Source organism: Streptomyces sp. NPDC006624, assembly GCF_040611555.1.
Lineage (GTDB): Bacteria > Actinomycetota > Actinomycetes > Streptomycetales > Streptomycetaceae > Streptomyces.
Genome location: NZ_JBEXOM010000005.1, coordinates 1 through 24534, shown reverse-complemented (window position 1 = coordinate 24534; position 24534 = coordinate 1). Strand labels below are relative to the sequence as shown.

Sequence of the window (24534 nt, the reverse complement as noted above, 5' to 3'; positions counted from 1 at the left end):
CGGCACAGGGGCCCGCCGGCACGGGGGCGGCGGGCCCCGCCACGGGGGCACGGGGTACGGGGGTACGGCCATGGAGGACGGGACGGCGGTCCGGCTGGAGCCGCACGAGATCGCACTGCTGGGGGACGGCCCGCGGGCCGCCGTCACCGTCGCCGTGCTGGACCTGCACCTGCGCGGCCTGGTGGAGGCCGATCTGCCCGGGACGATGCGCCGGGGCATCGGGGACGCCGTGCACGGCGAACGGCCGCCGTCCGCGCTGGCGGAGGCGGTGCACGCGTCCCTGCGCGAGCCCGCCGGACTGAAGACCCTGGTGAAGGACCCCGGCGTCCGGCTGGCGGTCGCGCTCCTGCGCGTCCCGCTCGCGGAGGCGGGCCTGCTGCGCTATCCGCTGCTCGGCCCGACGCGCGCCGCCCGGCGCCACGTCCGCGACCTGCGGCAGGCCCACCCCCTGCCGGAGACCAGGCGCGGTCTGGGCCACCACGACCGGCTGCGGGCCGTCGCCCTGCACGGCGAGCCCGCCCTGCGGCTCCTGGTGCCCCGCTTCGCCCTGCGGGCGGGCCTGGTCCGCCGGGCCGACGTGGGCGGCGGGCCGCTCCTGAAGCACTCGCCCCGGGGCACGGGCGGCGGCCACGGGGGCTGGGCCTCCTGCGGAGGCGGGGGCGGCGGGGGCGGGGACTGACCCCGGGCCCGGACGGAGCAGCGGCCATGCGGAAGGGGCGGCCCGTCCGGGAGGACGGGCCGCCCCTCGGTCGGGCGCGTGTCAGACCTTCAGCGTCCTGATGGACGTCGGCGCGTGGCCCGGCTCGGTCGCCAGCTCCTCGAACTCCACGACGTTGCCGATGTCGTTGGTCGTCGACATGGAGATGTTGGTGACGCGCTCCAGGATCGCCTCGACGACCACCGGCACCCGGTACTCCGCGGCGAGTTTCTTGGCCTGCTCGAACGCGGCGCCCAGCTCGGCGGGGTCGGTGACGCGGATCGCCTTGCAGCCGAGGCCCTCGGCGACCTTGACGTGGTCGACGCCGTAGACGCCGAGTTCGGGCGCGTTGACGTTCTCGAACTCCAGCTTCACCTGGAAGTCGATGTCGAAGGCACGCTGCGCCTGGCGGATCAGGCCCAGGTAGGCGTTGTTGACCAGGACGTGGACGTAGGGGATCCGGTGCTGGGCGCCGACGGCCAGTTCCTCGATCATGAACTGGAAGTCGTAGTCGCCGGAGAGCGCGACGACCGGCGCCTCCGGGTCGGCCTTGGCGACGCCGAGCGCGGCCGGGATCGTCCAGCCCAGCGGGCCGGCCTGGCCGCAGTTGATCCAGTGCCGGGGGCGGTAGACGTGCAGCATCTGGGCGCCGGCGATCTGCGAGAGGCCGATGGTGGAGACGTACCGGGTCTCCGGGCCGAAGGCCTTGTTCATCTCCTCGTAGACGCGCTGCGGCTTGATGGGGATGTCGTCGAAGTGCGTACGGCGCTGGAGGGTCGCCCTGCGCTCCTGCGCGGACGCGGCCCACGCGGAGCGGTCGGGCAGCCGGCCGGCGGCCTTCAGCTCCCCGGCGACCTCGACGAACAGCTCCAGGGCCGCCTTGGCGTCGGAGGCGATGCCGTAGTCGGGGGCGAAGATCCTGCCGATCTGGGTGGGTTCGACGTCGACGTGCACGAAGGTGCGCCCGGCCGTGTAGACGTCGAGCTTGCCGGTGTGGCGGTTGGCCCAGCGGTTGCCGATGCCGAGGACGAAGTCGGATTCGAGGAACGTGGCGTTGCCGTAGCGGTGGGAGGTCTGCAGGCCGACCATCCCGGCGTTCAGCTCGTGGTCGTCGGGGAGCAGGCCCCAGCCCATCAGGGTCGGGACGACGGGGGTGCCGGTCAGCTCGGCGAACTCGACCAGCAGGTCGGCGGCGTCGGCGTTGACGACGCCGCCGCCCGCGACGATCAGCGGCCGCTCGGCGGCGTTCAGCATCCCGAGCGCCTTCTCGATCTGGGCGCGGGTCGCGGCGGGCTTGTAGACGGGCAGCGGCGCGTACGTCTCCGGGTCGAACTCGATCTCCGTCAGCTGCACGTCGATCGGCAGGTCGATGAGGACCGGCCCGGGCCGGCCGGAGCGCATCAGGTGGAACGCCTGCTGGAAGACGCCCGGGACCTGCGCGGCCTCCAGCACGGTCACGGCCATCTTGGTGACCGGCCTGGCGATCGAGGCGATGTCGACGGCCTGGAAGTCCTCCTTGTGGATCACGGCGGTGGGGGCCTGGCCCGTGATGCACAGGATCGGGATGGAGTCGCCGGTCGCGGAGTACAGGCCCGTGATCATGTCGGTGCCGGCCGGGCCGGAGGTGCCGATGCACACGCCGATGTTGCCCGGGCGGGTCCGGGTGTAGCCCTCGGCCATGTGCGAGGCGCCCTCGACGTGGCGGGCGAGGGTGTGGGCGATGCCGCCGGAGGCTTTGAGCGCCGCGTAGAACGGGTTGATCGCCGCGCCCGGGACACCGAACGCGTCGGTGACGCCCTCGCGCTTGAGGATCTCAACTGCCGCGCGGGCAGCGGTCATTCGAGCCATGGAACTACTCCTGGTTCGGCCGTCGGATACGCACTCCCGTCGCGCCCCGCCGTGAGCACCTTCCGCATTGCGGAAACTAAATTCTACTATCTGGAAGCAATGTAAGGGGGTGCGGGAAAGCCGTCAAGAGACTTCCGAAGCGAGGGACAAGCGCGGTCCCGCGAGAGGACGATGGGGGGCATGTCCGAGAGCGTGTCGGTGCGCTGCCCGGCCTGCGGGCGCGCCCATCTGTTCGCCGTGCCGCCCTACCCCTGCGCCTGCGGAGCGCCCGTCGCGCCGCCGCTCGACCCGCACGGGGTCCCGGCCGCCGTCACGCACCGCTCCTGGGACGAGGAGTGGGTGACCGTGCGCTGCGCCGCCTGCGACCGTCCGTCCTCCTGGCCGCGCCCCGAACTGGGCTGTTCCTGCGGCACGGTGCTGAGGATCCCGGTGGCGGGCGCGCGGGCCGCCGCGCGGGACACCCGCCCGGCGCCCGCGCGCCCCGCCTTCCGGCCGGTGACCATCCGCACCGCCCGGGACGCGGTCGTCGCCGCCGCCGTCTATCTGCACTGGCTCGGCCACCGGGACGTACGGCGAGCGGACCGGCGTCCGCCCTCCGGCATAGGCCTCGCCGCCCCGGGGGTGCTGGCCCGGGTGGACCCCACCGTGCGCCCGGCCGACGCGCGCGACGTGGAGTGCCTGTGGCTGACCGCGATGACGGAGTCCGCGGCCTGCGTCTACTTCTCCCTCGCCGGGTACGGCGACGAGGCACGCGCCCGCGCCGACGCGCTGCGGGTCCCGCTGTTCGTGCTCGACCTGACGGGCACCCCGCAGCCGGTGAACGGTCCGGCCGAGGCGTTCGCCGCCTGACCCGCCGGCACGGCGGGGCGCCGGCCCCCGCGGGTGCGGGAACCGGCGCCGGTGTGCCGGGCGGTTACGGGTTGACGCAGGTGATCGAGCCGACCGGCAGGTTGTTCCCGGTCGAGGTGGCGGTGAAGCCGAACGTCACGGTGCCGTCCGGCGGGATGGTGCGGTTGTGGTCGGCGTGCCTGACCGTGACCGTGCCGTCGGAGCCGGAGCTCAGAGTCCCGTTCCAGACCTGGCTGATCCGGGTCCCGGCGCCCGGTTGCCAGCGCACGGCCCAGCCGTCACGCGCGGTGGTGTTGTGGTTCATCACCTCGACGGCACCCTGGAAGCCGCCGCCCCAGGAGCTCGTCACCTTGTACAGGGCCATGCACCCGGTGTGCGGGTCGGTGGGCGTCGGGGTCGGCGTGGGTGTCGGGTCCGGGGTGCCGCCCGAGCCGCGGATGCCGGTCACCTCGCCGTTGCCGCCGTCGAAGACGATGTCGGAGCAGGAGAAGAAGTTCTCCTGGCTGTCCGAGCGCACCCACTGGATGAACATCATCGCGTCGCCCGAGCGGCCGGACGGCAGCTTCAGGTCCCAGTAGTAGTGGCCGGACTCGCTGCCCACCGAGCCGGACTGCGGCGGGTTGGTGACGGTCTGGATCAGCTCCAGGTCGCCCCAGCCCAGCGCCTTGGTGGGCGAGTAGCCGGGCTTGGAGACGTACACCCGGAAGTCACCCGGGTGCGCAGCCCAGTTGCTGTGCTTGACGCGGATCGTCGCCCCGGAGGTGAGGTGCGTGCGGGGCCAGTCGGCGCGGGCGGCGTTGTAGCCGGTGAAGTTGTACGGGGAGCGGTCGCCGGCGCTGCACAGCTTGCCGTCCGGGACGTAACCCGGGCCGCGTCCGCCCGCGTTGGAGTCGAGCACGGCGAACCAGTTGTACAGCGCGTTCGCGCCGCTCTCGGCGAGCGCGGCCTTGCACGCGGGGTTGGTCGGGTCGAGCGCGCCGGTGCCGGTCTTGGCGTCCAGGTAGCAGAGGTAGGTCCGTGATCCGGGCATCATCGTCACACCGTGCGCCTGCGCGCTGTTCTGGCCGATCAGGGCCAGCCCGAGCCCGCTGAGCAGAGTGGCCAGCACCGCCAGTAAGGACAGGGGTCGTCGCTTGCTACGAGCCATCGTGTCTCCAGTTCCGGGTGGGGTTGTGCGGGTCTCCTCGGTGGTCGTCGGGGAGCCTGTGCGAAGTGCGAAGTGCGAAGTGCGGAGTGCGAGGTGCGAGGTGCACGAGGTGCACGAGGTGCACGGGGCGTACCGGGGAGGGCCCGTTCCGGTGGGGGCCGGACGGGCGGGGGTGGAACGCTCCGGGGTCCGCCCGTTCGGCGCAGGACGGAGCCCGGAGCGGGTCGGGTGCGCCGCCGGTCAGGCGACGGAGCAGGCGGTGCCGTCGAGGGTGAAGCCGGCCGGCTCGGCGAAGGCGCCGCTGTGGGTGCCCTGGAAGCCGAAGGTCTGGGTGCCGCCGGCCGCGATCCGCGCGTTGTGCGCCGCGGGGCTCGCCGTGACGGCGCCGGAGGTGCCGGACAGGGTGGCGTTCCAGGCGTTGGTGATCCGCTGCCCGGACGGCAGCGTGAAGCCGAGCTTCCAGCCGTCGACGGCGGCCGATCCGGTGTTCTTCACCGTCACGTCGGCGGTGAAACCGTCCGCCCAGACGTTGGCGTCGTACGTCACCTGGCAGGCCGCCGCCGGGCTGCCGGGGCCGCCCGGGCTGCCGCCTCCGGTGTTCACCGCGGAGGAGAAGGAGTGCACCGCGAGCCCGGCGCCGTTCTGCCACGGCTCGAAGCCGGCCTGGATGCTGGTCAGGTACCAGTTGTTCTGCGCCATGCCGCGTGCGACGGTCTGGTCGACGAAGTCCATGACGTCGAAGCTCCAGCTCGAGATCGCCGAGGGGGCCACGAAGGAGATGACGTCGTTGGACCCGTTGCTGCCGGTCCACACCTCCCAGCTGCGCCCGCCGACGGAGGCGGTGCCGACCTGCGAGCCGATCGGCTGGACCGGGCCGACCCGGTTGAACCAGATCATGATCTCGGTGCGGTTGACGCCGTCGGTGCGGGGCGTCGGGTCCAGCCAGATGTCGTACGAGGCGTTGTACACGGCACCGGAGACGTAGCCGTAGGAGATGCTGCTGGGCGCGCTGGAGATGGTGCTGAGCTGCGCCGGCAGCTTGGTCCCGGGCGAACAGTTGGTGTAGTGGCAGCCGTTGAAGACCGACGGGTACGACTTCGGTGCGCCGTTCGTGGGCACCGAGCCGTCGGCCTGGGTGACCCGGAAGCCGGTGTCGGTGGCGGTGACGCACTGGGTCGCACTGGTGCCCCAGCGGTTGTTCTGCACGACGTAGCGGCCCTGGATGACGGTCGACCCGAACTGTTCGCAGACGACGGTGTCCGCCTGCGCGGGCGAGGTGGCGACGAGCAGCGCCGCCACGGTGGCGAGCGCCGTGAGCAGCGCGCCGGACAGGGCGCGGAGGGTGCGGAGGGTGCGGAGGCGGTGCGGAGACGATCGCATGTGGGGGGCCTCTCTCCGAGGGAACCGGACTCGACAGGAGGTGCTGCGGCTCAGGAGTCGGAAGCGCTCCCGTCTCCCCAAGACTGGGAGCGCTCCCACCTCACCGGTTTCGGTCGCGACTGTAGGAGCCGTCCATGTCCCTGACAACCCGTTGAACGGTAATCCGTCGAAGATGTCTTCGAAATGCCAGGTCAGCCGGTGGCGCGTCCGGCGCTCCCCACAACCGGCGTGTGCCAGCGGCAAGTTGGGAGCGCTCCCGAAAGGCCGTCGCACGGCGGGCTCGGGGTGGGCGGAGTCGGCGGGCTCCCGCACGACCGGCCGTGTCCGCGGGAAGCGGGAAGCAGGCAGCAGGCAGCAGGCCACGGGCAGCGCCCTCGTCCGGCCGCGGTCTGCTCCGGCGGCCGGACGAGGGTCAGCGGCGGTTCGGCGCGCCCGGCGGAGGCGTCACCGCGCGGCCGGGCACACGGTCAGGATCCGGTGTACCGCTCCCGCAGTTCCACCTTCCGCACCTTTCCGGACACCGTCATCGGGAAGGCGTCCAGGATCCGGAGCCGGCTGGGGACCTTGTAGTGCGCCAGGCGCCCCTCGCAGAAGGCGCGCAGCTGCTCGAGGGTCGGCGGGTCGGCGGGGTCGCGGGGGATGACGCAGGCCAGGACCTCCTCGCCGTAGTGCTCGTGCGGGACGCCGACGACCTGGACGTCCTGGATCTGCGGGTGGGCGTAGAGGAACTCCTCGATCTCGCGGGGGTAGATGTTCTCGCCGCCCCGGATGATCATGTCCTTGATGCGGCCGACGATCTCGACGTAGCCGTCCTCACGCATCACCGCGAGGTCGCCGGTGTGCATCCAGCGTCCGGCGTCGATCGCCTCGGCGGTCTTCTCCGGCTCGTCCCAGTACCCGAGCATCACGCTGTAGCCGCGTGTGCACAGCTCGCCCGCCTCGCCCCGGGGCAGCGTCACGCCGGTCGCGGGGTCGACGACCTTGACCTCGATGTGCGGCAGGACGCGGCCGACCGTGCCCGTGCGGTGCTCCAGGTCGTCGTCCGTCCGCGTCTGCAGGGAGACGGGGGACGTCTCGGTCATGCCGTAGCAGATGGCGACCTGGGCCATGTGCATCTCGGCGACGACCCGCTTCATCACCTCCACGGGGCAGGGCGAGCCCGCCATGATGCCGGTGCGCAGGGAGGACAGGTCGTAGGAGGCGAAGCCGGGCAGGTTCAGCTCCGCGATGAACATCGTCGGCACGCCGTAGAGCGAGGTGCAGCGCTCCCGCTGGACCGCGTGGAGCGTGGCCGCGGGGTCGAAGGACGGGGCGGGGATGACGACGCAGGCGCCGTGGGAGGTGGCTGCGAGGTTGCACATGACCATGCCGAAGCAGTGGTAGAACGGCACCGGGACGCAGATCCGGTCCTGTTCCGAGTAGGCGATCAACTCCCCGACGAAATAACCGTTGTTGAGGATGTTGTGGTGCGAGAGGGTGGCGCCCTTGGGGAAGCCCGTCGTGCCCGACGTGTACTGGATGTTGATCGGGTCGTCGCAGGACAGGTCGGGGAAGCGGGGCCCGGGCGTCGCCCGGTCGAGCAGCGTCCGCCAGCCCGGGTCGCCGAAGTACACGACCTCGCACAGGGCGGCGCACCTGCCGCGGACCTCCTCGACCATCGCCCGGTAGTCGCTCGTCTTGTGGGCGAGGGAGGCGAACAGCAGGGACACACCCGCCTGGTTGAGGACGTACTCCACTTCGTGGGTGCGGTAGGCCGGGTTGATGTTGACCAGGATCGCGCCGATCCGCGCGGTGGCGTACTGGACGAGCACCCACTCGGGGCAGTTGACCGCCCAGACGCCCACCCGGTCGCCCCTGGCGACACCCGACGCCAGCAGGGCCGAGGCCAGCCGGTCCACGTCCGCGCCGAACTCCGCGTACGTCCAGCGGCGCCCGGACGGCACGTCCACCAGCGCCTCGCGGTCCGGCCAGGCGGCCACCGCCCGGTCCAGGTTCGCCCCGATCGTGTCGCCGAGCAGCGCGGTCGGGCCGGTGCCGTGGCTGTAGGAGTTCACCGGAAGTCCTCCTCGCGGTACTCGGCGTCCGAGCCGGACGCCGTGGCCTCGCGCAGCTCGATGCGGCGGATCTTGCCGGAGACGGTCTTGGGCAGGGGGCCGAACTCCAGGCGGCGGACGCGCTTGTACGGGGCCAGGGCCTCGCGGGAGTGCTCGAACAGCACCTTCGCCGTGTCGGGCCCGGGCTCCCAGCCGTCGGCGAGGACGACGTAGGCCTTCGGCACCGCGAGCCGCACCTCGTCAGGGGCGGGCACCACCGCCGCCTCCGCCACCGCCTCGTGCTCCAGCAGCGCGCTCTCCAGCTCGAAGGGGCTGATCTTGTAGTCGGAGGCCTTGAAGACGTCGTCGCTGCGCCCGATGTACGTCAGATAGCCCTCGTCGTCGCGGGAGGCGATGTCCCCGGTCCGGTAGTAGCCCCCGGCCATGGCCTCCGCCGTGCGGTCCGGGTCGCCGTGGTAGCCGGCCATCAGGCCGACGGGGCGGTGCGAGAGGTCGAGCGCGATCTCGCCCTCCGCGGCCCCCGGGGCGCCGGACACCGGGTCGAGGAGCTCGACGCGGTAGCCGGGGCTGGGCCGGCCCATCGAACCGGTCTTGAGCGGCTGGCCGGGGCTGTTGGCGACCTGCACGGCCGTCTCGGTCTGGCCGAAGCCGTCCCGGACGGTGAGGCCCCAGTGCTGGCGGACCTGCTCGATGACCTCCGGGTTGAGCGGCTCACCGGCGGCGACGACCTCGCGGGGCGGGGTGCGCAGCTGGGTGAGGTCGGCCTGGATGAGCATGCGCCACACGGTCGGCGGGGCGCAGAAGGAGGTGACACCGGCCCGGTCCATCTCGGTCATGAGCCGGGCGGCGTCGAAGCGCGTGTAGTTGTGCAGGAAGACGGTCGCCTCCGCGTTCCAGGGGGCGAAGAGGTTGGACCAGGCGTGCTTGGCCCAGCCGGGTGAGGAGATGTTCAGATGCACGTCGCCGGGCTTGAGCCCGATCCAGTACATGGTCGACAGGTGCCCGATCGGGTACGAGGTGTGGGTGTGCTCGACCAGCTTGGGCCGGGCGGTGGTGCCCGAGGTGAAGTAGAGCATCAGCGGGTCGTCGGCCCGGGTGGGGCCGTCGGGCGTGAAGGACGCGGAGGCGCCGTGGGCGTCGTCCAGCGGCAGCCAGCCCGCGGGCACGGCGCCGGCGGCTCCGGCGGCGATGCGCGTGTAGGCGCCGGGGACCTCGTCGAACTTCGCGGTGTCCTCCGGGCGGACGATCACGTGCCGGACCCGGCCCCGCTCCACGCGGTCGCGCAGGTCGGCGGGGCCGAGCAGCGGGGTGGCCGGGATGACGACCGCGCGCAGCTTCATCGCGGCGAGGGCGGTGATCCACAGCTCGGCCTGGTTGCCGAGCATGACCAGGACGCGGTCCTCGGCGCGCACGCCCCGGGCGCGCAGCCAGGAGGCGAACCGGGAGGACTGCCCGGACAGCTCCGCGAAGGACAACCGGGTCTCGCGGCCGTCCTCCTCGACGATGTGCAGGGCCGTGCGCGCGTTGCCGTCGGCGATCTCGTCGAACCAGTCGAGGGCCCAGTTGAAGTACTCCGGTCGGGGCCAGCGGAAGCCCTCGTAGGCCCTCGCGTAGTCCTCGCGGTGTTCCAGCAGGAAATCCCGCGCGCTGCGGAACAGCTCCGTCGCCGATGTCATCTGTCCTCCTGGGTGCCGGGCCATTGCCGGGCGGCTCTGAGCCATCGTGTAATCCGTGATGCAGGTCTCACTACCCCCGAACGGGGGGAGCGCCGGCACAGGACCCGGAGTGAAGGGGCGAGCAGGTGACAGCGGACGCGTCCGACGCGGTCGAGATACGGAACGCGCTGCTGCGTCTGCGGCGCGCCACGGGCCTCCCGGTGGCGTTCGGCGGGCTGCTGGAAGCCGGGCGGCAGATGCGGATCAGCGAGCTGAGCGGCACGGCGACGGACGCGCTGCGCTCGCTGGTGGTGACGTCCGGGCAGGGGCTGGGCGGGAAGACGGTGGCGCTGTCGCGGCCGTGCGTGGTGACGGACTACTCGGCGTCGCGGCGGATCACCCACGAGTACGACGCCCCGGTGGCCCTGGAGGGGCTGCGCTCGGTGCTGGCCGTCCCGGTGGTGGTGCGGCACCGGGTGCGCGGGGTGCTGTACGGGGCGCTGCGCGCGGCCCGGCCGCTGGGCGGGCGGACGCTGGACGCGGCCGTGGAGGCGGCGCGGGACGTGGAGCGGGCCCTGGTCGTACGGGACGAGGCCCGGACGCTGGCGGGCGGGGCCGGTCCGGGCGCGGGCTGGGAGCAGGTCCGCGAGGCGCACGCGGCCCTGCGGGCGCTGGCCCCGCGGATCGCGGACCCGGAGCTGCGTGCCGAGCTGCTCGGGGCGTGCGCGCTGCTGACGGCCGACACCGGTGAGCCCGGGCGCCCGGTCCGGGTCCGGCTCGCGCCGCGCGAGGTGGACGTGCTGGCGTGTGTGGCCGACGGGGCAACGAACGCGGTGGCCGCGGAACGGCTGGGGGTGACGCCCGAGACCGTCAAGGGCTATCTGCGGTCGGCGATGCGCAAGCTGCGGGCCCGCACCCGCGGGGAGGCCGTGGTCGCCGCACGCCGGGCGGGATGGTTGCCGTAGGTTTGTACTGCTTTCCGGTGTGCCGGTTCGTTCGGTATGCCGACGGGTTGCCGAGGGGGCGCCCAGGTCGTCTTCCACCGCTTTCGGGGGCCGGTGAATTTCGTCCTCCGGGAGCAGGTTGTTATTTCCCTCACGACACCGTCCGTCCGAAATTCAAAGAGCCGTTGCCTAATATTGGCCAGGACACGACACAGGGAGGGGAGAGGTGACCGTGCGACGGGACTTCCAGGAGCCTCCCAGAAGCCGCCCCGACCTGGTCATCGGCCGGGAGGATTTGTTCACGTCGGCACGTGACCAGCTCGGCCGAGGGGGCAGTGTGCTGCTGCACGGCCCGGCCGGAATAGGAAAGTCGACAGTCCTGCGGGCGCTGGCGGCGGATTACGGCGGCGCGGCGCGGACCGTGTTGCGCTGCTCGGCGACGGAGTCCGAATCCCACCTGCCCTTCCTGGCCCTGGCCGATCTGTTCGGGCTGGTCCTCGACGAGGTCTCCGGCCGGATGCCCGCCGCCCAGCGCACGGCCCTGGAGTCGGCGCTCACCGGCCGCGGCGAGTCGACGCTCCAGCGGGACGGGCTCGCGCTGCGCCTCGCCGTGCTCTCGGCCCTGCGGGCGCTGGCCGAGAAGGGGCCGGTCCTCGTCGTCGCCGACGACCTCCAGTGGCTGGACGCCGCCAGTGCCGAACTGCTCGGCTTCGCCGCCCGCCGGCTGGGCGGCACGCCCGTGCAGATGCTCTCGGCGGTGCGCACCGAGGGCCAGGAGTACGACCGTCACCTGCGCGCCAGCCCGCCCGACACCCTCGCCGTCCGGCTGGGCCCGCTCACCCGTGCCCAGGTCTCCGCACTGCTGGACCACCGCGGCTACACGCCCCTGTCGCGCTCCACCGTCCGTGACATCCACCGCACCAGCGGCGGCAACCCCCTCTTCGCGCTGGAGCTGGGCCGCGCCCTGGCCGAGAGCCCGGCCCGGCCCCGCCCGGGCGAGCCGCTGCCCGTGCCCACCTCGCTGCGGGCCCTGGTGCTGAGCCGGCTGGAGATGCTGTCGGACGAGGCGCGCCGCACGCTCCTCGTGGCCAGCGCCGGTGCCCGCCCCACCCTGGCCCTGCTGCACGCGGCCGGGCGGGAGCACGCCGAGGCCGAGACGGCCCACGCGGCGGCGCTCGGACTGCTGGCGACCGAGACGGAGGGCCCGGCCGTACGGTTCGCCCACCCGCTGATCTCGGCCGCGCTGTACGCGGAGGCGCCGGCGCAGGAGCGGCGGGCCGTGCACGCCGCGCTGTCCACGGCCGCCTCCGACCCGATCGAGCGGGCCCGGCACCTGGCCCTGGCGACCACGGGCACCGACCCGGAGGTGGCGGCCCGGCTCGCCGAGGCCGCTGCGCTGGCCCGGGACCGCGGGGCGCCGTCCGTGGCCGCCTCGCTCGGGCTGCTCGCGGCCCGGCACACCCCGGCGGACAGCACGCCCGGCCCGGACGAGCGGCGGCTGCAGGCCGCGGAGGACGCGATCACGGCGGGCGAGGCGGATCTCGCCCGGGACATCGCCCGGGACGTGCTGACGCGCGCCACGGTCCCCGCCGAGCGCGTACGGGCCTGGATGGTGGTCATCGAGGCCGCCGGACAGGCCCTCGGCGAGGTCGACGCCGTCTTCCCGCAGGTCCTGGCCGACGCGGGCGACGACCCGGGGCTGCTCGCCCTGGTCCACTACCAGCTGGCCTGGCGCGGCCTGGTCGTCGAGGGCGACTTCGCCGAGGCCCGGCAGGAGGCCGCGCACGCGGCGGAGCTGGCCGCCCGGGGCGCGGACCGGCGCACCGAGCTGATGGCGCTGTCGTTCCAGGCCTCCACCGAGACGCTGATGGGGCACCCGGACGCCCCCACGACCGTCAAGCGGGCCCTGAGGGAACCCCAGGACCCCTATGTGGCCTGCCACCACAACGGCGCCGGTTCGGCCCGGTTCCGGTGGCTGATCATGAGCGACCAGCTGCCCGAGGCCCGTGCCACCATCACCCCGCTGCTGCGCGAGGTGCGGCGGCGCGGCATGGTCGAGAGCGAGGTGCACTTCCTGCGCTTCCTCGCCGACACCGAGCTGCGTTCGGGGCACTGCGGCCGGGCCCTGGACCTCGCCCGGGAGAGCCTGCGCCTCGCCCGCGACTCCGGGATCGGCGAGGGCGCCTCCGCCATGCTCACCTCCCTCGCGGAGGCGTCGGCCGGGGACGTCGACCGGGCGCTGGCCCTCGCCCGCGAGGCGGCCGACCACGCCGAGGTCGACGGCGACCAGATGTACCTGTCGCGGGCCCTGGCGGCCCTGGGTTACGCCCAGTTGGTGGCCGGCGATCCGACGGGCGCGGTGCGTTCGCTGCGCCGTGTGCGGGAGCTGGAGCAGGGCCTCGGCATCAACGACCCGGCCCGCGGCCGCTGGCACGGCGACCTCGCCGAGGCCCTGGTGCGCGTCGGCGAGCCGGGCGAGGCCCAGGACGTCATCGACACGGCCCGGGTGCACGCGCTGCGGCTGGGCCGGCAGAGCGTGCTGGCGGTGCTCGACCGGGCCGAGGCGCTGGTCCGGGCGGCACGCGGCGAACACGAGGCGGCCCTGGTGCGGCTGGCGTCCGTGCAGGACCGGCTGGGCCGGCTCGGATACGGCCTGGAGGAGGCCCGGGCCGCCTTCGCGCTGGCGCGGCTGCGCGCCCGGGCCGCCGCCTCGCCCCGCTCCGGCACCGCCGCCCTGCCGGGCGTGGCGTCGTACGACGAGGCCGCCCGGCTGTTCCGGCGCTGCCGGGCGCTGCCCTGGCTGCGGCAGGTCGACGCGGCCGTCGCGGCCGGTCCGGCCGCGGCGGAGCCGACCGCGGCGGCGCCGCCCGTCGCGCTCGACGCGCTGGAGGGGCTCGCGTCGATGGAGCGTCAGGTCGCCTCGCTGGTGATGGAGGGCGCGACCAACCGGGAGATCGCGGCCCGGTTGTTCATCAGCGTCAAGACCGTCGAGGCGACTCTCACCCGGGTCTACCGGAAGCTGGGGATCCGGTCGCGGGTGGACATCGTCCGGCTGGCCGCGGGCCGCCGCACGACCTGACCCCGCCAGGGTTTCACGGAGCCGGACCGAGGGTTTTCCCTGCCCAACTCCCTTAGGGGGTTCCCTCATTGGGCAGCCCTGCCGCGCGGCTCTAGCTTGAGGGCGTGCCGCTCGCCGGGCACGCGGGGATCCGAACGACGACGTGAGGGTCACCGCGCACCACCACCCGCGCGAATCCCCCACCGGCAACTCCCCGAGGAGACCCATGTTCGGGCTCAACGCTGCCAGAAAGGCCGCCGCCGTCGCCGCGGCGACCGCTGCCGCCGCCACCGCCGCGCTGCTCGCCGCCCCCACGGCCGCCGCCGCGCCCCAGCCGATCGTCGGCGGCACCACGACCACCGCGTCCGCGTACCCGTTCGTCATGCAGATCACCGACGCCTCGCAGAACCAGTTCTGCGGCGGCACGCTGGTCTCGCCCACCAAGGTCGTCACCGCCGCGCACTGCATGGTCGGCGAGACCACCGGCAGCGTCCGGGTGGTCGGTGGCCGCACCTACCGCAACGGCTCCGACGGCACCGTCAGCAGGGTCAGCAGGATCTGGATCCACCCGAGCTACACCGACGCCACGAACGGCGACGACGTGGCCGTGCTGACGCTGTCGACGTCGATGCCGTACACGGCGGCGAAGTACGTCTCCGCCTCCCAGACCTCGGTGTACGCGGCCGGCACCACCGCCCGCATCCTCGGCTGGGGCACCACCTCCTCGGGCGGCAGCTCCTCCAACCAGCTGCGCACCGCGACGGTACCGACCGTGTCCGACTCCGGTTGCGCGAGCGCCTACGGCTCCGACTTCGTGCAGAGCGACATGGTGTGCGCCGGGAAGACCTCCGGCGGCGTGGACACCTGCCAGGGCGACAGCGGCGGCCCCCTGCTCATCGGGGGCGTCCTGGCAGGCATCACCTCCTGGGGCGAGGGCTGCGCCCAGGCCGCCCACCCGGGTGTCTACACCCGCCTGACCACCTTCTCCAGCCTGGTCACGGCACAGGTCAACTCGTGACCTGCGAATAGCTCCTGAGTATCCCTCAGGTGATGTACCAGGGGGCGTTGCGGGCCTCCACGAGCGGCCCGCAACGCCCCCTCTCCATGCCCGGCCCCGGATGCAGGCGCTTCCACGGGCGGCGGAGGGAAGGCGGACCGAGGCACCCCGGCGCTCATCTCCGCACGGTGCCGAAGCGGATGTCGTACGCCGCCTCCGGGTGCATCACCCGCAGCATCCGCTCCCCCTCGGCGAGGACCTCGTCGCGCCGCGCGCCGCCGAGCCGGGCGAAGGGCTCGATCACGAGCGCGTCCTTCTCCAGCCGCCACAGACCCGCGAGGAAGCCGTCGACGAGGAACGTGCAGTGGGCGATGTTGCCCTGCCAGTGGCGGCCGCGGTGCTCGGGCGGGACGACGCGGGTGCGGTCGGCGTGGGAGAGCAGCAGGTTGTCGAACTCGGGCAGGAAGCGCGGCGGGGCCGGGGTGTCCGGGTCGGGGCGGGGCGCGTCCGGGAGGTCGAAGAGCTCGACGCCCCTGTCGTCCTGGAAGGTCACCAGCCGCGGGCGCAGGCGTTCGAAGACCTCGCGCAGCCGGGTCAGCCCGGCCCAGGTCTGCATGTCCCGCACGCAGGCCGGGCCGAAGGCGGCGAGGTAGCGCGGGACGAGGGACTCGAGTGTGGCGGCGGGACCGGCGGAACGGCCCAGCCAGTGCTCGGCGGTGGTCAGACGGACCTGCCCGCTGCGCCCCCACAGCCCGCGCGGCGTCACCTGCACCAGCGGCAGCCGGCAGCGCGCCGCGACGGACAGCGACAGCGGATCGGCGTCGGGCCACTCCCGGGCCAGCTCCTCGCGCAACTGCTTCATGGTGCGCGGCTCGGCCTCGACGAGGCCGCGGGCCAGCTCGGCCAGCCGGTCCAGGTCGACACCGGCGAGCCCTTTGCCGAAGTTCGCCAGCTCCCGCTCCATCGCGGGCTGGGTCAGCGGCCGCAGGGCGAGGCAGTCGTCCGCGGTGTGGGTGTGGATCGTGGAACGCAGGGTGACGATGCGGACGGCCTCGCGGGCGGCCATCGGCCCGGACAGCGCCTCGGGGGTGAACCCGTCGAGCCGGGCGGCGAGCGCGTAGTACGGCGGCTTCACGTTCTGCGCCTGCAGCCCGAGCAGGTGCTCGACGGCACCGGGCACCGGCATCCGCGACGGACGCAGCAGGAGCTGCCGTTCGAGGGTGGCGCGGTTGAGGGCACGGACCCCGAGGTGAGGGGCCGTGCGGGCGACGCTCCGCGGGGTCTTCGTCATGGGGGCACGGTAGCGGGGCTTGCGGACAGCTTCTGGCCGCGACGACGTAGCGGCCTGCGCCGGCGGCGTGGAGGCGGCACCCCCGGGCACTCCGGGCGCCCCGCGCACCCCCGAGGGCGCCCGGGCTTCCCGCCGAGCTGGCCATGTCAGAGGTCATCCCCGATAATCGCCGTCGTCCCGAAACGGGACGTACAGTACCCCTAGGGGTATTTTTACGAGGAGTGATCGTGGAGCTGGAGCTCGAGGGCGCGGACCTCAAGGCCGTGCTGAACCGGCTGCGCCGCGCGCAGGGTCAGATCTCCGGTGTGATCCGGATGATCGAGGAGGGACGCGACTGCGAGGACGTCGTCACGCAGCTCGCCGCCGCCTCACGCGCACTGGACCGTGCCGGTTTCGCGATCATCGCCACCGGTCTGCAGCAGTGCGTCACCGACATCGACGCCGGCCGCAGGAACGGCGAGGACGCGGACGCCATCCGCGCCCGGCTGGAGAGGCTGTTCCTGTCGCTGGCCTGAGCCGCCCGGGGGCCGCCGCCGTCACAGCGCCGCGTCGACCAGCATGAAGACCGCCACCGCCAGCAGCACCACGGCGAAGGTCCGTTGCAGGGTGTGCCCGGAGACCTTCGCCGACAGCCGCTTGCCGTCCCAGGCGCCGAGGATCGCGGCGCCGACGAAGGGGCCGACGACCGTCCAATCCAGCCGCTCCACCGTGCCGGCGCGCGTCGCCAGCGCCGCCAGCGAGTTGACGGTGATGACGAGCAGACTGGTGCCCACCGCCTCGCGCATGCGCAGCCCGAGCACGCTCACCAGCGCCGGTACGGCGAGGAAGCCCCCACCGACGCCGAGGACCCCGGTGACCGCGCCGAGCCCGGCCCCGGCGGCCGCCGCCCGGCCGGGCCGGACCGTCACGGCGGCGTCCGCCGGCGGGCGGGTGCGCAGCATGCGGACCGCCGCCGCTCCGGCCACCACCGCGAACGCCGCCGTGAGGACGACCGCCGGGACGCGGGCGGCCAGCGCCCCGCCCAGCATCGCCGGGACGATCCCGGCCGCCGCGAACAGCAGCCCCGCTCGCCACCGCACATGACCGTCGCGCGCATGGGCGACGAGCGCGGTGACCGAGGTGAGCGTGACGATGACCAGGCTCGCGGTCGTGGCGCCGACCGGGCTGAAACCGAGCAGATAGATCAGCGCGGGCACGGCCAGCACGCTGCCGCCGCCCCCGAGGGCGCCGAGGGCCAGGCCGATGACCGCTCCCGCGGTCAGGGCGAGGACGAGAGCGGTCACGCGACGGTGCCGTTCCCTCCGCGGGCGTCCACGACCGGCAGGCCCGCCCCGGCCCAGTCCCGCATGCCCCCGATCACGTCCACGGCCTGCGCGCCGCGCGCCACGAGCAGTTCGGCGGCCTGCCGGGAGCGGTTGCCGGAGCGGCAGATCACGACCAGGGGCCGCGCCTGCGCCTGTGCGGGCAGCCCGGCCCCGGCGGCCAGCGCCGACAGCGGCAGGTGCACGGCGCGCGGGGCGTGCCCGGCCTGCCACTCATAGGGCTCGCGCACGTCCAGCAGCACGGCGTCGCCGCCCTGGCCGGCGCCGTCGGCGTGGCCGGTGCGCAGGGCCGCCTCCCGGACGCTCACGCGTCCCGGAGCGCTGCTGCGGTGGAAGATGCTCATCTCGGTGTTCGTGCTCCTGTTCTGCGCGCCGGCGCGCGGGACACCGGCGGCTTCGGCGCGGTCAGGGGGTGCGGACGGTGAGTCCGGCCTGCTCGGCCGCGTCGAAGGAGTCGTCCACGGCGACGACCGCGCGGCCGGCGGCGTCCAGCAGGGAAGCGGCGATCGCGGCGCGCATGCCGCTCGCGCAGTGCACCCACACCTCACCGCCGGGCACCTCGTGCAGACGGTGGCGCAGGGTGTGGATCGGGATGTGGACCGAGCCCTCGATCCGGCCCTCCGACCGCTCGGAGCCGCGCCGGACGTCGAGGACGGTGACGCCGCCGGCCGGGCGCCGGTCCGCGAGGTCGGCGAAGGTCGCCCGGGGGAAGGACGCCGGCTCCTCGCCCTCGCGCACCCAGTCGGCGGGGTCGCCGGTGGCGGCGGCGGCCGGGCGGTCGATGCCGACCCGGACCAGCTCGCGCTGCGCCGCGGCGAGCTGCTCGGGCGACTCGGCGAGCAGGGTGACCGGCTTGCCCCAGGGGATCAGCCAGGCCAGGTAGGTGGCGAGTTTCCCGTCCGCCTCGAAGTTGAACGAGCCGGCCACATGCCCCGCGGCGAACGCCACCCGGTTGCGCAGGTCCACCACCCACTCCCCCGCCGCCAGCCGGTCCGCGATCTCCTCGGCGTCGGCCGGCGCGGGCGGGGTGAGGTCGGCGGGCGCGGGTCCGGCGGCGTTCACCGGGCCCATGTGCGCGTAGTACGCAGGGATGTCGTCCAGTCCGGCCAGCAGGTCGGCGACGAAGGTGTCCACGTCCCGGGTGAAGGCCTCGTTGGACGCCTTCTCCTTGCCGATGGTCGTGTCGCTGCCCTCCGCCTGCGAGGACGAGCAGAAGCTGCCGAACCCGTGCGTCGGCAGGACGGACGTGTCGTCGGGCAGCTCGGCCGCGAGCCGGTGCGCGGAGGCGTGCTGCTCGCGGGCCAGCCGTTCGGTCAGCCGCGGCTCGACCAGGTCGGGGCGCCCGACCGCGCCGATCAGCAGCGAGCCGCCGGTGAAGACCGCGACCGCCGTGCCGTTGTCCTCCAGGACGTAGGAGGTGTGGTGCGGGGTGTGCCCTGGAGTCGACAGGGCGCGCACGGCCAGGCCGGCCGCGGTGTCGACCTCCGTGCGGTCGCCGTCGCGCACGGGGACGCGCGGGAAGGAGACGCGGGCTCCGGCGGGCACCCGGTAGGCCGCGCCGGTGAGCCGGGCCAGCTCCAGGCCGCCGGTGACGTAGTCGTTGTGCACGTGTGTCTCCAGCACGTGCACGATCCGCACCCCGCGCCGGGCCGCCGCCGCGATCACCCGGTCGACGTCACGCGGCGGGTCGATCGCCACAGCCGTGCGCTCGCCGCCCGCCAGATAGCTCCGGTTGCCGAGTCCCGGCACCTCGATCGTGTCGACGAAGAACACAAGGCACTCCCTTCCCGTGAAAATTACCCCGGGGGGTATGCTATCGACCGTAACACAAGTACCCCAGGGGGTATAACCGGGGGCGGAGGCCGCCTCAGGCACCACCGCACGAGTACCTCGGGCGGGACCGGACACCCGTCCGCCCGACCCATGACGAAGAAGGGCCACCCCATGCGCTACGACCGCACCGTGCATCTCGACACCGACTTCGCCACCGCCGTCGCCCGCACCCGGGACGCCCTGGCCGCCCAGGGCTTCGGCGTCCTCACCGAGATCGACGTCACCGCCACCCTCAAGGCCAAGCTGGACCACGACATGGAGGACTACGTCATCCTCGGCGCCTGCAACCCGCCCCTGGCCCACCGCGCCCTGGACACCGACCGCTCGATCGGCCTGCTGCTGCCGTGCAACGTGGTGGTCCGCAGGGACGGCGACCGCACCGCGGTCCAGGCCCTGGACCCGAACACGATGGTCGCCCTCACCGAGCTGGACGCCCTGCGCCCGGTCGCCGAGGAGGCCACCCGCCGCCTCGACGCCGCCCTCGCCTCCCTCACGGAGCGCTGACGGCGCACCGGGGTCACCGGCGCGCGAGCGTCCCCGCGACGGACTCGGCCCACGCCTCGATCTCCGGCCAGTCGCGGTGGTCGCCGTACCGGCAGCCCATCAGCCGGAACCGCAGCCGGCTGCGGGGGGTCAGGTGCCCGGGCTCGAGCACCCCGGAGAACAGCCGGTGCTCGCGGGCGGTGAACGGCGTCGCGAGGTCCTTCTCGATGGCGGGCACCTCGTAGCGGATCAGCCGCTTCCACGGGCCTCGCAGTGCTCCCGGCATGCCCACGCTGAACAGCCAGACCGGCCGGGAGCCGAGCGCGGCCGGGGCACGGCGGACGAAGTCCCGGGCCGGGCCCAGCCACTTCTGGTCGTACACGGCGCTGCCCAGGACGAACGCGTCGTACCCGCCGGTGTCGCCGACCGACTCGAACGGCCGCACGTCGGTCTCGACGCCGGCCGCCCGCAGCCTCGCGCCGATCCGCTGCGCGATCTCCCGGGTGGAGCCGTGGACGGTCGCGTATCCCACCAGAACGGTCATCGTGTCCGCCCTTCGAAGTCGTCGCCGTGCTGTATGACCTGCTCCGTCCAGATGATCTTGCCGTTGGTGGTGAAGCGCGTGCCCCACCGCTGGGCCAGCTGGGCCACGATCAGCAGGCCCCGTCCGCCCTCGTCGGTGGTCCGGGCGTGGCGCAGGCGCGGTGCGGTGCTGCCGCCGTCGGAGACCTCGCAGATGAGCCCGCGGTCGCGGATCAGCCGCAGGCAGACCGGGCCGGAGGCGTGGCGGATGGCGTTGGTGACCAGCTCGCTGACGATCAGCTCCGTGGTGAAGGTCAGGTCCGGCATGCCCCACTGCTCCAGCTGCCGCACGGCGAGGCCGCGGGCGTGGGCGACGGCGGCCGGGTCGCTGGGCAGGTCCCAGGAGACGACCTGCTCCGCGGCCAGGACGTGCGTCCGGGCGAGCAGCAGGGCGACGTCGTCGGACGGCGGGCCCGTCAGCAGGGCGTCCACGACGCCCTGGCCGATCTCCTCCAGCCGCGTCCCGCGCGCCGCGAGGGCGTCGCCCAGCCGGTCGAGCCCCACGTCGATGTCCCGGTCGTAGGTCTCGATGAGCCCGTCCGTGTAGAGGGCGATGAGGCTGCCCTCGGCCAGTTCCACCTCGACGGACTCGAAGGGCAGGTATCCGAGGCCGAGGGGCGGGCCGGCGGGCAGGTCGAGGAGGGCGGCGGTGCCCTCGGGGCCGACGATCACGGGCGGCAGATGGCCCGCGCGGGCCAGCGTGCACCGTCTGCTGACCGGGTCGTACACGGCGTACAGGCACGTGGCGCCCAGGAACGCGGCGCCCGCCGTCTCGTCGTCGGCCGCCGTGGACTCCTTGTCGCCGTAGTCCCCCAGGTGGCCGATGACCAGGTCGTCCAGATGCGCCAGCAGCTCGTCCGGGGGCAGGTCCAGGTCGGCGAGCGTGCGGACCGCCGTGCGCAGGCGCCCCATGGTGGCCGCCGCGTTCATGCCGTGCCCGACGACGTCCCCGACGACCAGGGCGACCCGGGCCCCGGACAGCGGGATCACGTCGAACCAGTCGCCGCCCACCCCGCTGGGGGCGTCCGCGGGCAGGTACCAGGACGCCACGTCCAGCGCGGAGCCCCCGGCCAGCTCGTGCGGCAGCAGGTAGCGCTGCATGGAGCGGGCCGCGGTGCGTTCGCGGGTGAAGCGGCGCGCGTTGTCGACGGAGACGGCCGCCCGGGAGACGAGTTCCTCGGCGAGACGCACGTCGTCGTCCTCGAACGGGCCCGTGCGGTCGGTCCGGGCGAACGTCGCCACGCCGAGGGTGACGCCGCGCGCCCGCACCGGTACGACCATCAGCGAGCGGAAGTCGAAGTCGCGCAGCGTCGAGCCCAGCGACTCGTCCTCCGTCACCCAGGCGCTGTGCGAGAGGTCCAGGACCCGCTCCACCAGCGTCCGGCTCTCCATCAGGCACTGGGTGACGGGCGAGAGGCGGGCGCGCCGGACCGTTCCGCCCACGGGCAGGCTCGCCTCCGGGCAGCCCTCGCGCACCGACTGCTGGGCCGCGCGGCGGATGACGGGCGTCATGTCCACCGGTCCGGGCGCCGGCTCCTCGCCCCGCATGACCGAGTCCAGCAGGTCGACGGCGACGAACTCGGCGACCGAGGGCACCGCCTCCTCGGCCAGTTCCTGCGCGGTCCGCGTGATCTCCAGCGTGCTGCCGATCCGCGCGCCGGCGTCGTTCAGCAGGGCCAGGCGCTCCTGGGCCCGCCAGCGCTCGGTGACGTCGACGACCATGTAGGAGACGCCGACGATGCGGCCCTTGCGGTCCTTCATGCCGAAGAAGGAGGCGGAGCAGGCGCGGATCCGGTCGGGGTCGAGATAGCCGGGGCCGCGGTACTCGTGGTCCAGCACCGGTTCCCCGGTCTCCAGGACCTTGCTCATCTGCTTCTCGAAGGCCTCCGCCTCCTCCTCCGGGAGCACGTCCCTGGGCCGCTGCCCGAGCCGCCGTTCGAGCGGGATGAGACGCTCCAGCGGCTCGTTCACCCAGACGTAGCGCAGGTCCGCGTCCAGGACGGCCATGCCGACGGGCGCGTTGTTGAGGAAGGGCGTCACCAGCATCTGGCTCACGCCTCCGCCCGGCATCCGCCAGAAGGCGCGTTTGGGCGGCTGGCCGACGAACCGGCCGAAGAGCAGTGCGGCGGCCGTGGCGACGAGGACGCCCGGGACCATCTCGTAGATGCCCGACTCCAGGGGCCCGAGCAGGGGGTTGAGGTGGTCCCAGGCCAGGACCGTGGCCGCGCCCGAGACGATCCCGGCCATGGCCCCGGCCCAGGTCATGCGCGGCCAGTACAGCGAGAGCAGGACCACCGGCCCGAAGGCGGCCCCGAAACCGGCCCAGGCCTGGCCGACGATGTCCAGCAGCCCGCCACGTCGGAGCGCGATCACATAGGCCACCACGATCACCACCACGACGGCGGCGCGGCCGACCCGCACCAGGGTCCGGTCCGTGGCCCGCCGGTGCAGGAAGGCGCGGTAGAAGTCCTCGGTGAGGGCGGTGGACGACACCAGGAGCTGGCTGTCGGCGGTCGACATGATCGCGGCCAGGACCGCGATCAGCATCACGCCGGCGACCCAGGGGGTGAGCAGGGTCCGGGCCAGGGCGATGTACACCGTGTCGGGCTGGGTGAGCGGGGTGTCCAGCTGCGCGATGCCGACCAGCCCGACGAGGGTGGCGCCGGCGAGCACGACGGCGACCCAGGCCGTGCCGATCCGGCGGGCCGCGGGGACGGCCTGGGTGCTGCGGATGCCCATGAAACGGGCCAGGATGTGCGGCTGCCCGAAGTAGCCCAGGCCCCAGGCGAGCAGCGAGATCGTGGCCACGACGCCGAGCGAGCCGCCCGCCGACCACTGGCCGTCCGCGTAGCCGACTCTGGCCCCCATGTCGAGCAGCTTCGGGCTCTTGTCGTCGACGGCCCCGCCCATGGCGCCGAAGCCGCCGAGCACCGCGACGCCGGTCAGGGGGAGCACGACCAGCGCGAGGAGCATCAGGGTCCCCTGCAGTACGTGCGTCATGCTCACGGCGAGGAAGCCGCCCAGGCCCGCGTAGACGACGATCACCAGGGCGGTCAGGGTCACCCCGAGCCCGAAGCGGACGTCGAAGACCTGCTCGAACAGCAGTCCGCCGGCCACCAGGCCGCTGGCCACGTAGACGGTGAAGAACACCAGGGTGACGGCGGCCGACACCAGCCGGAGCATCCGGGTGCGGTCCTCGAACCGCTCCTCGAGATACGCCGACAGGCTCACGGCGTTCTCGGCGCGCTCGGTGTAGGTCCGCAGCCGGGGCGCGACGAAGAGCCAGTTGAGGTAGGTGCCGACGACCAGGCCGACGGCGATCCAGCTGGCGCCGAGCCCGGCCGCGTACACCGCTCCGGGCAGCGCGAGGAACAGCCAGCCGGACATGTCGCTGGCCCCTGCGGACAGGGCCGCGACGAAGGAGCTGAGCCTGCGGCCGCCGAGGGCGAAGTCGGCGAACGTGTGAGTGCGGCGGTACGCCCAGACACCCGTTCCGATCATGGCTGCCACGTACACGAGGAACGTGATCAGGATCGGAGCACTCACATCGAACATGTGGCCCTCGCCTGCGCGGGTCATGGGACGGGCACGGCCGTCTGCACGCCTGGCATTTTGTCTGCCCTTCCGCACAAATGTACAGATCCCGGTGCTGGGAGACCGATCGGTGCGTCCGCCGCACGGGGCAGTGCCCGGGCCGGACGGGGTGACCGGTCAGGGGCAGTCGTACGTGAAACGGGTGCTCACGGCCCGGGGGCTCGCGGTGAGGACGCGCAGTTCGGCCCGGGCGGTGTAGTGCCCCGTGCCCTGGAAGGTCCACCGCAGGTGCAGTCGTGCCTGCCGCTGGCCCCGGACCAGGACCTCCTCCAGGACGCCGGAGGAGGTGCCGTCGCTGCGGACCCAGCGGTAGGACAGCGTGCCGGGGCGGCCGTTCGTGGTGACGACGCCGACGATGTGCGCGGTGCCGCCGCAGCCGAGCGCCTCCGGCCGGGCCGTGACCTCGGCCGTGCGGACCGCGAGGGGCGGCCCGAGGCGCTGCCAGGCGAGGAACGCGAGCACGCAGAGCAGGACCAGCGCGGGCAGCGCGTGCCTGCGCCATCGCCGGCGCGGGGGCGCGGGAGGCGGTGCCGCGACCGCGGTGGGGAACGTCCGGTGGGTGCGGTGGGCGACGGCGGCGGTCACGCCCGGACCGAAACGCAGCACGGACCCGTCGGTACGGTCGGGCGCCGTCACCGGCCGGCGCTCCCCCGCGGACTCCTCCACACGGGTGTCGTCCTCACCGGGTCGCACGATCCAGTGACTGCCGAGCACGGTGGCGCTGTACTCGACGCCGTCCGCGTCCGAGGTGGGCCCGAGGTGGGCCCGGGCGGCACCCTTCCCGGCCGACTCGGCCGGGT

At 73.7% G+C, this 24534-nt stretch carries 18 protein-coding genes and 1 pseudogene; 7 read left to right on the top strand and 12 right to left on the bottom strand.

Annotated features, from left to right (window positions below):
* Positions 1-70 precede the first annotated feature (70 nt).
* Positions 71-679, top strand: coding sequence for a TIGR04222 domain-containing membrane protein (locus ABZY20_RS10905; protein ID WP_356439730.1), 609 nt, complete (start codon positions 71-73; stop codon positions 677-679).
* 81 nt (positions 680-760) lie between these two features.
* Here the strand turns inward: ABZY20_RS10905 and gcl are convergent, their stop codons facing one another.
* The gene (gene gcl, locus ABZY20_RS10900) at positions 761-2545 is read right to left on the bottom strand and encodes a glyoxylate carboligase (RefSeq protein WP_356439728.1); all 1785 of its coding nucleotides are present in this window, start codon (positions 2543-2545) and stop codon (positions 761-763) included.
* A 171-nt stretch (positions 2546-2716) separates the two neighbouring features.
* Between gcl and ABZY20_RS10895 the strand changes: the two genes are divergently transcribed.
* Positions 2717-3394, top strand: a complete 678-nt coding sequence (locus ABZY20_RS10895; RefSeq protein ID WP_356439725.1) for a hypothetical protein — start codon at positions 2717-2719, stop codon at positions 3392-3394.
* 64 nt (positions 3395-3458) lie between these two features.
* Here the strand turns inward: ABZY20_RS10895 and ABZY20_RS10890 are convergent, their stop codons facing one another.
* The 4 genes from ABZY20_RS10890 to ABZY20_RS10875 all read right to left on the bottom strand — a co-directional run bounded on the left by ABZY20_RS10890 (position 3459) and on the right by ABZY20_RS10875 (position 9651).
* Positions 3459-4541, bottom strand: a complete 1083-nt coding sequence (locus ABZY20_RS10890) for a lytic polysaccharide monooxygenase (protein ID WP_356439722.1) — start codon at positions 4539-4541, stop codon at positions 3459-3461.
* Between the two features lie 240 nt (positions 4542-4781).
* Positions 4782-5921 (bottom strand): cellulose binding domain-containing protein, encoded by a 1140-nt coding sequence (locus ABZY20_RS10885; RefSeq protein WP_356439719.1) that lies wholly within the window; start codon positions 5919-5921, stop codon positions 4782-4784.
* A gap of 467 nt (positions 5922-6388) precedes the next feature.
* Entirely contained in the window at positions 6389-7975 is a 1587-nt protein-coding gene (locus ABZY20_RS10880; RefSeq protein WP_356439716.1) for an AMP-binding protein, read from the bottom strand.
* Positions 7972-9651 carry an AMP-binding protein gene (locus ABZY20_RS10875; protein ID WP_356439713.1) on the bottom strand — a complete coding sequence of 560 codons (1680 nt, stop codon included), beginning with the start codon at positions 9649-9651 and terminating at the stop codon, positions 7972-7974. The genes ABZY20_RS10880 and ABZY20_RS10875 overlap by 4 nt, the downstream gene beginning before the upstream one ends.
* A 125-nt stretch (positions 9652-9776) precedes the next feature.
* Here ABZY20_RS10875 and ABZY20_RS10870 point away from each other — a divergent pair, with 125 nt between their 5' ends.
* The 3 genes from ABZY20_RS10870 to ABZY20_RS10860 all read left to right on the top strand — a co-directional run bounded on the left by ABZY20_RS10870 (position 9777) and on the right by ABZY20_RS10860 (position 14650).
* Complete coding sequence (locus ABZY20_RS10870; RefSeq protein ID WP_356439710.1) at positions 9777-10595, top strand: helix-turn-helix transcriptional regulator; 819 nt, start codon at positions 9777-9779, stop codon at positions 10593-10595.
* Between the two features lie 205 nt (positions 10596-10800).
* Positions 10801-13653, top strand: a complete 2853-nt coding sequence (locus ABZY20_RS10865; RefSeq protein WP_356439707.1) for an AAA family ATPase — start codon at positions 10801-10803, stop codon at positions 13651-13653.
* Between the two features lie 205 nt (positions 13654-13858).
* Positions 13859-14650: a serine protease gene (locus tag ABZY20_RS10860; RefSeq protein WP_356439704.1), complete on the top strand. Its 792-nt coding sequence runs from the start codon at positions 13859-13861 to the stop codon at positions 14648-14650.
* Between the two features lie 154 nt (positions 14651-14804).
* Here the strand turns inward: ABZY20_RS10860 and ABZY20_RS10855 are convergent, their stop codons facing one another.
* Complete coding sequence (locus tag ABZY20_RS10855) at positions 14805-15920, bottom strand: winged helix DNA-binding domain-containing protein (protein WP_356439701.1); 1116 nt, start codon at positions 15918-15920, stop codon at positions 14805-14807.
* A 227-nt stretch (positions 15921-16147) separates the two neighbouring features.
* Between ABZY20_RS10855 and ABZY20_RS10850 the strand changes: the two genes are divergently transcribed.
* On the top strand, positions 16148-16435 hold the full coding sequence (locus ABZY20_RS10850; RefSeq protein ID WP_356439698.1) for a metal-sensitive transcriptional regulator: 288 nt from the start codon (positions 16148-16150) through the stop codon (positions 16433-16435).
* Positions 16436-16456: 21 nt separating this feature from the next.
* Here ABZY20_RS10850 and ABZY20_RS10845 read toward each other — a convergent pair whose 3' ends face one another.
* The 3 genes from ABZY20_RS10845 to ABZY20_RS10835 form a co-directional block, all read right to left on the bottom strand.
* The gene (locus ABZY20_RS10845; RefSeq protein WP_356439695.1) at positions 16457-17203 is read right to left on the bottom strand and encodes a sulfite exporter TauE/SafE family protein; all 747 of its coding nucleotides are present in this window, start codon (positions 17201-17203) and stop codon (positions 16457-16459) included.
* A complete protein-coding gene (locus ABZY20_RS10840) occupies positions 17200-17586 on the bottom strand; it encodes a rhodanese-like domain-containing protein (RefSeq protein ID WP_356439692.1) in 387 nt (128 codons plus the stop codon). The genes ABZY20_RS10845 and ABZY20_RS10840 overlap by 4 nt, the downstream gene beginning before the upstream one ends.
* Positions 17587-17647: 61 nt before the next feature.
* Complete coding sequence (locus tag ABZY20_RS10835; protein ID WP_356439689.1) at positions 17648-19015, bottom strand: MBL fold metallo-hydrolase; 1368 nt, start codon at positions 19013-19015, stop codon at positions 17648-17650.
* 171 nt (positions 19016-19186) lie between these two features.
* On the opposite strand from ABZY20_RS10835, the gene ABZY20_RS10830 reads away from it, so the two are divergent.
* On the top strand, positions 19187-19579 hold the full coding sequence (locus tag ABZY20_RS10830) for a DUF302 domain-containing protein (protein WP_356440694.1): 393 nt from the start codon (positions 19187-19189) through the stop codon (positions 19577-19579).
* Between the two features lie 13 nt (positions 19580-19592).
* On the opposite strand, the gene ABZY20_RS10825 is transcribed toward ABZY20_RS10830, so the two are convergent.
* The 3 genes and pseudogenes from ABZY20_RS10825 to ABZY20_RS10815 form a co-directional block, all read right to left on the bottom strand.
* Complete coding sequence (locus tag ABZY20_RS10825; protein WP_356439686.1) at positions 19593-20102, bottom strand: flavodoxin domain-containing protein; 510 nt, start codon at positions 20100-20102, stop codon at positions 19593-19595.
* Entirely contained in the window at positions 20099-23695 is a 3597-nt protein-coding gene (gene putP, locus ABZY20_RS10820) for a sodium/proline symporter PutP (protein ID WP_356439683.1), read from the bottom strand. The genes ABZY20_RS10825 and putP overlap by 4 nt, the downstream gene beginning before the upstream one ends.
* Positions 23696-23851: 156 nt before the next feature.
* Positions 23852-24534: pseudogene (locus ABZY20_RS10815) on the bottom strand (hypothetical protein); the annotation flags it as partial.